General features: G+C 41.6%; 9 protein-coding genes. 2 read left to right on the top strand and 7 right to left on the bottom strand.

Annotation, left to right across the window (positions count from 1 at the left end):
- Positions 1 to 78: 78 nt before the first annotated feature.
- The 3 genes from J2T13_RS14380 to J2T13_RS14370 all read right to left on the bottom strand — a co-directional run bounded on the left by J2T13_RS14380 (position 79) and on the right by J2T13_RS14370 (position 4,484).
- The gene (locus J2T13_RS14380; RefSeq protein ID WP_429372380.1) at positions 79 to 336 is read right to left on the bottom strand and encodes a family 43 glycosylhydrolase; all 258 of its coding nucleotides are present in this window, start codon (positions 334 to 336) and stop codon (positions 79 to 81) included.
- 568 nt (positions 337 to 904) lie between these two features.
- Complete coding sequence (locus J2T13_RS14375) at positions 905 to 2,749, bottom strand: ABC transporter ATP-binding protein (protein ID WP_429372378.1); 1,845 nt, start codon at positions 2,747 to 2,749, stop codon at positions 905 to 907.
- On the bottom strand, positions 2,730 to 4,484 hold the full coding sequence (locus J2T13_RS14370; RefSeq protein WP_429372376.1) for an ABC transporter ATP-binding protein: 1,755 nt from the start codon (positions 4,482 to 4,484) through the stop codon (positions 2,730 to 2,732). Before J2T13_RS14370 ends, J2T13_RS14375 begins: the two co-directional genes overlap by 20 nt.
- Positions 4,485 to 4,743: 259 nt before the next feature.
- Between J2T13_RS14370 and J2T13_RS14365 the strand changes: the two genes are divergently transcribed.
- On the top strand, positions 4,744 to 5,481 hold the full coding sequence (locus J2T13_RS14365) for a spermidine synthase (RefSeq protein ID WP_429372375.1): 738 nt from the start codon (positions 4,744 to 4,746) through the stop codon (positions 5,479 to 5,481).
- Between the two features lie 238 nt (positions 5,482 to 5,719).
- Positions 5,720 to 6,556 carry a patatin-like phospholipase family protein gene (locus J2T13_RS14360; protein ID WP_429372373.1) on the top strand — a complete coding sequence of 279 codons (837 nt, stop codon included), beginning with the start codon at positions 5,720 to 5,722 and terminating at the stop codon, positions 6,554 to 6,556.
- A 20-nt stretch (positions 6,557 to 6,576) separates the two neighbouring features.
- Here J2T13_RS14360 and J2T13_RS14355 read toward each other — a convergent pair whose 3' ends face one another.
- From J2T13_RS14355 to J2T13_RS14340, 4 genes are all read right to left on the bottom strand, one after another.
- Positions 6,577 to 7,488 (bottom strand): VanW family protein, encoded by a 912-nt coding sequence (locus tag J2T13_RS14355; RefSeq protein ID WP_429372474.1) that lies wholly within the window; start codon positions 7,486 to 7,488, stop codon positions 6,577 to 6,579.
- A 350-nt stretch (positions 7,489 to 7,838) separates the two neighbouring features.
- Positions 7,839 to 9,194 carry an arsenic transporter gene (locus J2T13_RS14350; RefSeq protein ID WP_429372371.1) on the bottom strand — a complete coding sequence of 452 codons (1,356 nt, stop codon included), beginning with the start codon at positions 9,192 to 9,194 and terminating at the stop codon, positions 7,839 to 7,841.
- A 218-nt stretch (positions 9,195 to 9,412) separates the two neighbouring features.
- The gene (locus J2T13_RS14345; protein ID WP_429372369.1) at positions 9,413 to 9,937 is read right to left on the bottom strand and encodes a DUF4241 domain-containing protein; all 525 of its coding nucleotides are present in this window, start codon (positions 9,935 to 9,937) and stop codon (positions 9,413 to 9,415) included.
- Between the two features lie 277 nt (positions 9,938 to 10,214).
- Positions 10,215 to 11,501 carry a DEAD/DEAH box helicase gene (locus tag J2T13_RS14340; protein WP_429372472.1) on the bottom strand — a complete coding sequence of 429 codons (1,287 nt, stop codon included), beginning with the start codon at positions 11,499 to 11,501 and terminating at the stop codon, positions 10,215 to 10,217.
- Between the last annotated feature and the right edge of the window lie 544 nt (positions 11,502 to 12,045).

The following is a 12,045-nucleotide window of genomic DNA, read 5'->3' as shown; positions in this document are numbered from 1 at the left end:
TGCTACTGCTACTTCTATTTCTACGTCTACTTTTACTGCTACTGCTCCTACTGCTACTGCTACTTCTACTCCACTCTTCTAACCTTCTCGGCTGTCATCCGGTACCGGAAAGCCGAAATTCGGCATTCCGTTCAAGTTCCAAGTGAATACTTGGGCCCGAGTATGCCGATTCGGATCATAGAGAAGATCACCTTCGATTTCGGTATAATTTCTAGCATGATACACTATGATGTCCTCACTATCGTCGAGAGAACGCGTAAAGCTGGTATGTCCTGGACCATATTGCCCAATTGTCGCATTACTCTGAAATACCGGCAATTCTGGCGGTCTTACCATTTATGGCCGTAACTTCGGTAATTGCGATCATGATCTTGTGGCTAGAGTGTTATTTGATGTAGTGAATTCCTAGACTAATCAGGAATAAACGACTTCTTTCTGAAAAGGGCAGCATTCTATGATTTAGGAAATAAGAATGACGTTTCTCCTTTCTTAATAAAAAAACGGCTACTCCGATGTATACCAGAGTAGCCGTTTTAAATTTCCAAATGAAAGACTGGCTCAACCTTGAAATCAGTGCTTGAGTTTTCAGAAAGTGAAATTACAGGAAATTCTCCTGCTAATGTGACGAGTACACTAGCTGAGAGATGATTTAACTGGAATACCTCCATCTAGTTCGGCGCTATGAGGCTATAGCGAAGGAGAATCGGTAGAATTAACATGAGAAATTCCAGCTAGATAGAGAATTGCTAGGTCCACACCTTCATTAACAGGAGAATTTCCCGTTAAATGAAATCAACATTTAAGCATGTAGACTTCAGGAAATAAGGATGACGTTTGACTGGCCCCATCTTCTTAAGTAATTGCTTAACTCCTCAAGCGCTGGTTTTGGTTTTCAGCCGCTAAGCTAAGCTTCTTGCTTCCATTCCCCATGAAATAGATCACTATAAAATCCGCCTTGTGCCAACAGCTCTTCGTGTGATCCTTGTTCGAGTAATTGTCCCTCTTTCAGCACCAATATTCGATCTGCTTGCCGAATCGTATTCAACCGATGAGCGATCACGAAGCTGGTCCGACCTTCCATGAGTCGCTGTAATCCTTCCTGTATCTTAATCTCGGTTACGGTATCAATACTGCTCGTTGCCTCATCAAGCACAAGTATCGAGGGATCAGCGAGAATGGCTCGTGCAATAGCAAGTAGTTGCTTCTGCCCTTGACTAATCCCACTCCCATCCACACGAAGCACTTTATCATATCCATCTGTCATTCGCGTAATGAATGTATGGGCATTCGCATGCTTCGCGGCCTCTTCTACCTCTTCGTCTGTTGCATCAAGCCTACCGAAGCGAATATTCTCACGGATGGTTCCTTGGAACAAGAAGGAGTCCTGCAGAACGAATGCCATTTGTGAACGTAGACTTTCCCGTCGAATCGTCGTAATGTCACGCCCATCAACGGTAATAGTCCCACTACTAGGATCGTAAAATCGGGATAATAATTGAATCAATGTCGTTTTGCCTGCACCCGTTGGACCCACCAATGCGATCATTTCACCAGGCTTGGCCTCGAAATTCATTCCGGACAGTGTTTCTCCCACCCCATCTTCATCATATGAGAAGGAAACATCCGAGAAGCGAACAGCGCCCTCTAGAGTATCTAAGGTTATCGCTGCCCCCTCATCCTTGGACTCGACCTCCTCGTCCAACACCTCAAATACACGCTCCGCCCCTGCAATGGCAGACAATAGAGTATTCCACTGGTTAGCTAGGTCATTAAGAGGTCTCGTGAATTGTCTTGCATATTCAACGAATACAATAATAACCCCGACAGTGATGGAGCCTTTAATGGCTAGAATCCCGCCCACACCCGCTACAATTGCAAAACTCAGATTGTTCAGTCCGTTCATGAGCTTCGGAATGAACCCAGAGATCGTCTGCGCCCAGAAGCCAGATTGTCTAATTCGCTCGTTACGCTCCGCTAATTCACGAATGACACGTTCCTCTTGGGAAAATGCCTTGATAATCCGTTGACCTGACAATGTCTCTTCAATATATCCGTTCAATTCTCCTAAGTTACGTTGTCTCTCTTTATAGAGCGGACCTGTACGCTTTGTAATCCAGCGCATTCCCACCACCATTAGAGGTACAATGATAAAGGTAAGCAATGTTAACAAAGGGCTAAGCCATAACATCACGGCAACCGTACCTATAAGTGTCAATACACTAGAGAATATTTGAATGGCTGAGCTATTCAACGTTGAACTGACATTCTCAATATCATTCGTCAATCGGCTCATAATCTCACCCTGTTGCCGTTTACCGAAGAATGGAATCGGGAGTCTGTGCAGATGTGCGAATAAGTCGAACCGCATGCGATAGATGGTCTCCTGTGCGATCTCGATCATCCAAACATTGTGGAGCCAAGAGGTAAGTGAATAAAGCGCGTATACGGTGCTCAATCCAATGAGGAAATGAACCCAAGTCTGTCCCCCAGCTCCCCCCAGATAATCATCAACAGCCATACCTATCAGATATGGACCCATAAGCGAAAGAGCAGAGCTAAGCACAACCATGAATAGAACAAGGCTAAGTTTTATTTTACGACGAGCAAGATAGCTCCAGATCCTTTGCAATGTGCCTGACCAATTTTTAGCTTTGGCCTTTGGCTTACGCCCAGAAGTCCCTCCGTTATCCATCTCCTGATCAAGCTTCGGTGCGGGATGCTGAAATGGCTCAATGAATGCTTTGAACATGCTGTGCCTCCTCCCCATACTGAGATTCATAGATGCGGCGATATAGAGAAGAACTTACCATTAAGTCCTCATGTTTCCCTCGCTCAATCAGCCTACCTTCATCAAGTAATAGAATTAAATCAGCCGAAGTCGTAGAGCTGATTTTCTGCGTTATTAGAAATGTAGTACAGGACAAGCTTTTTAGTGCTTCAAGTAATGCAGCTTCTGTTCTCACATCGAGTGCACTCGTGCTGTCATCTAAGATTAGAATCTTAGGGCTTCTGACAAGAGCCCTTGCAATGGATAGTCGTTGCTTCTGGCCCCCAGATAAATTGACCCCTCGTTGTCCAAGCATGGTATCGTACCCATTCGGCAACTGTGCAATCGTGTCGTGAATTTGAGCCCGCTTCGCAGCTTGCTTGATCTGCTCTAGACTAGCATCTTCAAGACCCCAAGCGATGTTGTCACGGACCGAGCCCGTAAAGAGCACCACTTCCTGTGGTACATAGCCAATAGCTCCACGTAACCACGAGACATCAAGCTTCCGTGTATCGACGCCATCGATCCGAACAACCCCCTTATCCTGCTCATAAAGACTCGGTATCAATTGAACAAGCGAAGTTTTACCCGCTCCTGTTGCTCCCATAATCGCAATGGTCTCGCCTGCACCTACTTCAAATGAGATATCCTGCAATACAGAAATTCCACTACCCGGATATTGAAAGCTAATGCCATCAAATTCCACCCGGCCTTCCAGATCTGCCTGGTTCACTTTATTGTTGTCATTAGGATCAGACATAAATTCATATGTAGCATTCTCCGTAGATAATACCTCCTTGATCCGCTGAGCTGATGCAGAAGCTCTAGAGAAGGTAACGACAAGCCATGACAACGCGGACATAGCTCCAATCGTTCGTAACGAATAATTGACGACCGCAACGACTTCGCCCACTGTTGCGCCTCCGGTAGCGATATCCTTACGTCCAAACCATAATATAGCAATGATCCCCGCATTCATCATGAAGAGAATAAACGGCATGGTACTCTCCGTTAGTCGCAACGCCGATATCGTACCTTTCATCAATTCTCCACTAGATTTGGCAAATCTACTCGTTTCATGACTCATACGTACGAAGACACGGATTAATCTTATGCCCGTTAAATTCTCCTGAATAACGCCATTGACATGATCAAGCCGATTCTGAACCGTCCGAAATAACACGGATGCCTTCTTCATCATCCAGAAAACAAATAACAGCAATATAGGAACGGTAATTGTCAATAACAATCCCAGCTTCACATTCACGATTAATGCCATAATCACACTTCCGATTACCACGAGAGGTACGCGTGTCATGAACCGTAGACTCATAAACACGGTATCCTGAAGCTGTGAAATATCACCTGTCAGACGAGTGATTAAGGAAGAAGTCGAGAATCGATTAAATACAGAATAAGAGAACGACTGTACCTTCTTGTATAATTGATCTCGAAGATCATAACCCAACCCCTGACTCGCATGGGAAGCAAAGAATGAACTTAAGATTCCAGCAATAAATGCGAAGATTGCGCTTCCCACCAACACGCCACCCCACAACCATACGACAGATAAATCCTGTTTAACGATTCCATCATCAATAATTTTGGAGATGAGAAAAGGTTGGAGTAATTCCACAGTCAGTTCAATGAGCATCATGCTTAAAGCTACAATTGAAGCAACCCTATACTTTTTCAAAAATGAAAAGATGATGCCCATAACATTCCTCCTAGTAGACAAGATGATTAGTGATTAATGATTAATGTTTAAGCAAAAGACGAAGACTAACTCTGAATCTATAGGTCCTATTATAACGCAATCCTTAGATCCAATTCCTATAACCTACTATACCTAGTGATATACTACAATAAAGTGTAAACCGATTCCCCCTCATCGTGGAACCTCATCAATCATTGTTATATTAGTATATAATTTCAGTTGTAGACTAACAACTTAACCTTCAAAGGAGATCGTTGATGTGCATTTATTGTTTAAAGAGTTCAGTAATAATCATGAAATAACCGTTTATGACACTGATGAATTATATGGCGAGAAGGGAAATTTTCGCGTCCTACAGTTTTCGCATGCGGCGATCCAAGGTGCGCTGGATTTGAATCTTCCGGAACGCATCGTGTTTGAATATCCGCGGGCCATTATTCACTTAATGGCGTTTAACGACCCATTATTCGAAGATGCATTTATTATCGGACATGGCATTGGGACGATTGCTGGTCATTTTGCAGATAAGCGATTTAAGATCGCGGAGCTCGATAACAGAGTAGTGGAGTTGAGCAAGCAGTATTTTGGCTACAGTAAAGATAATGTGATTATTGGGGATGGACGCCACATTCTCTCGAACGAAGAACCACATACCTACGATTATATTATTCTAGACGCCTTTACCGCTAAGGGAACTCCGCGGCAGTTCATATCCAAAGAATTCTTTAAGATGACCTGCGAAAAACTCAACTCTGATGGAGCCATTCTCATGAATCTGATGGGAAGAGGTCAGCATGATAAGCTCATTAAGGCCATCTATACAACCGTTAGTAAAGAATACACTTATACTAAATTATTTCTCTTACCTTCAGACGGTGGCAACGACATCCTAAATATCATTATCATGTCCAGCCATAAGCCAATCCATTACCAAGCACGTCATATGGTAGGCTTCATTGAGTTCGAACTCACCGAAGGGCATATGATCGTGGATTGAGAGTCGTAATCCACGCCATCACCCTATAAGATCAATGTTACATTTTTTACATATTATTACTTCATACAGGGAACTAATATAAAGCGATTCCTATAATCTTAGGGGATTGATATTCAACAAAAATCTCACAACTTATTGATTTCAGGCAATAAACTCGATAAAATAAAGGTTGTGATATGTTCATATTAACATAATAGAATGATAAATTATGTAATTATATTTTTGGAGGGGATCATACATGCCAAGTCTTATTCTGGAGGGAGGAACCCTTCGTCCTATATTCAGCGCAGGTGTGATGGATGCACTGCTAGATGAGGAAGTGATGTTCCCCTATTGCATTGGAGTATCTGCAGGAATCAGCAATGGATTTTCTTATATCTCTAAACAAAAGCGAAGAAATCTAGATATTTTGGAAAAATACCGCCATGATAACCGTTATGTTGGTTTGCGTAATTATCTGCGCTGTCGTAGCTTTTTTGGGTTAGATTTTGTATTTGGAGAAATCCCGAGGACGCTAATTCCCTTTCATACAGAAACTTTCAACAGCTATACTGGCCAGCTGGTCGTGGGTGTCACTAACGCTCATTCAGGAACAACCGAATACATTAATGGCATGGATATTGATGAACATTGGACTATGCTTCGTGCGACATGTGCTCTCCCCCTATTCTTCCCTGCAATCGAAATGAATGGATCCAAATATTATGATGGAGGTTTGAGCGATCCAATCCCCATTCGTAAAGCCATTGCAGACGGTAACGACAAACATCTCATCGTTCTGACCCAGCCGAAAGGTTATACGAAGGCATTCAGTAAACAGAATATGATGATCGGTAAACTATTGAAGCGTAAATATCCGAAGCTCGAGGAAGTCTTGTTAACAAGACACGATAAATATAATGAAACTGTGGCATTCTGTGAACAATTAGAGAAAGAGGGGAAGGCGATCATCCTTCGTCCTGAGCAGTCTCTCAACAGCATGGAGAAGGATGTCAATATACTCCGAGATAGCTGCCAACAAGGCTATGACATGGCCATGAACCGTATGCATAACATTCATAAGTTATTTCATTAATTTTCAGACTTTAACTATTTTCACATCGAATTGGCATTCAGGTCGCTTACGATTTCCTCTGGTATTTTTTTAGATGCACTAGGCACTTCACGTGGTTGATTATCGATCATATCTGAGGAACATATCGTAATACTTACCTGACCCCCATGCGCGAAAGCTCGTATAAGAACCGGTTGATTATATTTATTTTTAAAAGAAAAATCAGGTCCATACCAGCTTACGGTTGCATCGCGGCCTGGGGGTACATAAGGAACATTCTTACTATGGGAATAGCGCTCGATAATCTGCAACCCAGCACGATCGACAGCATTGTACAGTGTGGATGAGATCTGACAAATCCCTCCGCCAATGTCTTCTGATGCTTCTCCCCTTACAATAATTGGAGCACGTAAATAGCCCTTCTCCTTTGTCCGCTTCCCAACAATCGCATTGAACGAAAATGTCTCTTCAGGAAAAACAACCGTATTATTGATAGCTTTGGCTGCCAACCCGATATTGTGTGAACGGTTTTTGTTATTTGAATTGTAATATGTAAAATAGTTACCAATCTTCTTAGCCATAATAGCTTCCAATAGCTCGCTATCCACCCTTGGATGAACATTCCGCAAAGGCACGTCCAATCTAGAGAAGTTACCCTCGAAAATATAACGATAGACCTGCTCCTTAAATTGGATTCGGTTTAGCTTGCTCCCTACTTGTCCAGGTATAATTCTACCTCCTCCATCAATGAACGCATTCCTAGGCGCCCGATATACTTGCTGGTCCAGCTTGTCCATTAGTACATCTAATTGATCATCCTTAACGAGGGGTACCCCGGGAATGGGTATCGTATAATCCGAATGCTCTATTTCAGTTATTACTTCTCCTTGATCCTCAATAACCAAAGGCTCCATGGGGTGGAATTGTTGAAATATTAATAATACACACATCATCAAATGAAACTTCAACGTACTACTCCCCCTTATGTATATAGATTAAACTAAAGATTACACTCCCCAAACTCTATAGGTTCAAGTAAAAACCAAGAATATGAGGGTTCGTCTTTCGCTCATTCTATGTGTCAGCATCGGTCATAGTATGAATCAAATCTGACGAGCTGATACATAAAGATATTCCCTTTTGGAACAGAATAAGAAATAGCAGGTCAAGGATAACCACGCCTTATTGTGAAAGCACCTGACGAATCCAGTGTAGAACAACAAATTCGAATGATGAATACAGTAATTCGACAGAAAATCGATGGGATCGCGATCGACCCAATCGATTCTGTTGATACACAAAGTTAAGTGAAGAACATTTGCACCCAATAATATAATAGAATCAAGGTCACTATAGTTGTGATTGGGATTACAATCATTGTAACTCTTAAATAGTCCTTCCATTTAACCTCAATCTCATGTTGTCGTAAGATATTTATCCACAGAAGAGAGGCCAGCGTTCCAATAGGTAATAGCAAGGATCCGATATCACTACCAATAATATTGGAAAGATAGATCATCTTTAATGTCATCGAATCTAATCCCATTTCTGTTAAAGTAATGGTTCCGATCATTAAAGCAGGATGATTATTAAAGAGGTTAGATAGAATGGAGACCAGTAACCCCATCATAAAACTCGCTTGCAACAATCCTTGGGTTACTATGGGTTCACATATTTCTACTAACATCGCCGTTAGTCCGGCATTGTGTAATCCGTAAATAATGACATACATCGAGAAGGCAAATATGAAGATATGCCAAGGCACCTTTTTAATAATATCCAAAGGTGTCGCGCCCAAATGGTACCATCTCCAGAAAAGCAACACTAATGAGCCAAATACGGCAACCCATTCCATTGGAATTGCGAAATAGGAAGCTACAAAGAGGAGACTCCGCATAACAAAGACAAACAATAATAATCTCAACATCGACTTAGTACGTTTACTATTTGTCTCGATAGAAATTTTTCCATGAAATGCGCGGACATGTTTGTTGAAGAAGCTCTCCTCTATATCCTCTGTTAAATCTGGCAATCTTCGGGGCAGTTTCTTCTTCACTATCATAAACATTAACCAAGACATGAATAACAAACCTATGATTGCGGGTACGAACATCATGACGGTATACATATAGAGCGTCATATGGACAATTTCCAAGGCGATTAAATTTACAATATTACTTACGCCGATAGGTGCACTAGAAGCCGTTGCGATCAAGGCGCCACTTAATAGATAGGGAATCATTTCTTCTTGTTTGAGACGAAGACTTGATAGAAGTAATATTAATATGGGCGTCGTAATTAATATGCTACCATCGTTATTAAAGAGAATAGTCATGAAGAAACATAGTAATTGAATATACCAATATAGACGGTAACCTGAACCTTTAGATAATATAGCAAGTCGGGCAGCTGCCCAGTTAAAAAAACCGAAACTTTCTAATATAACAGCCATCACAAGGGTTGCCATTATTGTAACAGAGGATCCACCAATCTTACTGATGATATCCTCAAGGTCTCCAAGTGATACCATGCCTGTCAGCAATATTACCCCTGCCCCGATGGATGCTGGCCAAGCTTCATTTATACCACCTGGTCTCCAAAAAATCGCTAGCATGGTCATAACAAAAACAAAGATAGTCATTCCAATTCCAAAGCTCATATTGTTCTCCCCCTCAAGCCCATTTATTTTAAATAGAACAGCTCCCCTCTTGCGAAAACTTTAGTTCAATCTATATATATATATTCAGCTCTATGAAGGTAGGAACTGGTTATATAGTAAAATCTATTAAAACTTAATAGAGAATAAAAAAAGAACCAAAGCCCATCTTGTAGATGATGGACCTTGGTTCTCAAGTAACGTTAACTACTTCGAATCTCTTAGAATTCTGCAGTCTTAATAAATACAATCTTTACCCCGATAATTTGCTTTTGATGATTGGTGGCCATATATGCGCCATAGGTCCCTTTTCCCATACCGGTACGCGAAACTACACCCCCATCTATCACTCCAGCTTCATGACCCACCTCGGTCATGTCACAACAAGATAAATACCAATCACTGTCTCTCTCCGAGTCCCGCTCCTTGGGTTCAGAATCAGGAATTCTATATTTATTGAGGTCAAAGATTCCTGCTTGTTCACTATTCACTCCAATAAAAAATGGACATTTCACCCATTCTAAATATTCCTCTTGCTCAGCAACGGAACTATGGTAAGCCATTAATTTAGAACACACTTCGCCCCAATCCCTAACTTCCGTCTTCTCTACTTGACTGACCCATATTCCATTAAACACTTTATCTAACACGCCCATATTCATGCTTTCCCTATTAAGCTCATAACAAGGATCAGATATAAGCAAACTTCCAGAAGCCACTTCAAAATTTCCTAATTGAATCATCATAATCATTCCTCCGATAACAGTTTTAAATGACTTCACATTGTCGGATCACAGAGCGCACTGATCGCCATGAGCATCAGATTAGCGTGTTGAACGATAGATTATTAGCTGTCGAAGCTGATGTTCATAAACTGCTTACGAATTAACGAATGATTCGTATAAAAAGAAGAAACGGCTGCGTCATCCTGATTAAGGACGGCGCAGCCGTTTCTTCTATATAATAATAGTCAGACAGTGCAGAACAAGACATTCATCATTATCCGTCTGTTCCGCTATCCGGTTATCTACTTGTTCTACTTCCCTTTTCCTTTTTAAACCACTCAGCCTTAGGCTTGCGCGCTGGGTTTACTTTAGATTTATTCGCAGGCTTAGGTTTCGCAAAATTTGATGGTTTCGAGGAGCGTTCCACCTTTACAGCATGTGAACCTCGCGGCATCGGATAGGAATGGTCTTTCACTTCAGGAATGCTCTTTCCGATCAATTTCTCAATATCCTTAAGGAACGGTAGTTCATCTACTTCGCAGAAGGAAATAGCGGTCCCACTTAGTCCTGCTCTACCCGTACGGCCAATTCGATGAACGTAGGTTTCTGGAATATTCGGAAGGTTGAAGTTGATCACATGAGAAAGTTCCTCAATATCAATTCCTCTTGCTGCGATATCCGTCGCAACTAACACGCGTGTTACCCCACTCTTGAAATTGCTCAATGCCTTCTGACGGTCTGTTTGAGACTTGTTACCATGAATAGCCTGAGCTGAGACGTTCACTTTGGTCAGATCACGCACAACACGATCAGCGCCACGTTTGGTACGGGTGAACACCAGTGCCGTAACAATTGCTTTATCTTCTAAAAGATGGTTCAATTGATCCTGCTTGTTTCCCGTAGCTAGCAAATAAACCGATTGCTTAATTCTATCCACCGTAGAGGACACAGGCGTAATTTCTACTTTCACAGGATTAACCAGTAACGATTTAACCATTTTGGAAATTTCAGGTGGCATCGTTGCCGAGAAGAACAGCGTTTGTTTTTTGCTTGGCATTTTTGCAATAATTCTCTTCACATCATGAATAAAGCCCATATCCAACATTCTGTCGGCTTCATCGAGAACTAATATTTTGACGTGTTGTAAATCAATACGCTTCTGGTTTATTAGATCGATGAGTCTGCCTGGAGTCGCAATAATAATATCCGTACCATTATTTAGCGCCCGTTCCTGAACCTTTTGCGATACGCCACCCACGATGGCTGTACAACTCACATCGGTAAATTGACTATATGATTTAATGTTCTCAGCGATCTGAAGAGCCAGTTCTCTTGTTGGTGTTAGAATCAATGAACGAATCCGGCGCCCCGCGTTCGGTTTACTTTTCTCTTCGCTTAACAATTGGATCATCGGTACAGCAAAAGCGGCTGTCTTCCCTGTTCCTGTCTGAGCGCACCCAAGAAAATCTTTGCCCGCTAACACAGCTGGGATCGCCTGTTCTTGTATAGGTGTTGGTGTAGTATAGTTCTCTTTGCTCAAAGCCTTTAGTATCTCAGGTATAATATTCAAGTCATTAAATGTCAATGTCATTGTATCTCCTTCATTCTCAATACATATATTGTTAATTACAAACTTTAAAATATCTTTGTAACGCTTCTTGTAACGTCTCCACAATCCGTTCCTTTACGTCATAACACATTATTATAACACCATTGAATAAAAAAAAGTAGTGAGATTTGACCTGCTTCATGGATTGATATTCGAAATGTTCTATTATACAACATACCCACTTATCACCGATCTTATATTTACGCAAGTAGAAACGGCAATGCCGTCCTTTTTCAAAGACGGCACCCGTTTCAGCGGAAATATAAGGAATAGAGTATCAAGAATCAATTTCATAATTACGCAAATCGATTTAGATGCATCGGCGATTATGAAATTGATTGGGAGGCTGTTCGCGTTACTACCCTACCCCGAATATTTGCCCCCTACTGTTGATACAGGGGATAACCGGTGTACAAGTGTATGAAAATTCGTATAACATCGTATTAATTATCCACAAAAGTGAAAAACGGCTCATATTATTTTTAGTTATCCACAATTTCACCCTTTGCACCCATATCCT

Origin of the sequence: Paenibacillus sp. DS2015 (assembly GCF_050433705.1) — a bacterium.
Classification (GTDB): domain Bacteria; phylum Bacillota; class Bacilli; order Paenibacillales; family Paenibacillaceae; genus Paenibacillus_AQ.
This window is presented reverse-complemented; position numbering and strand designations above follow the sequence as displayed.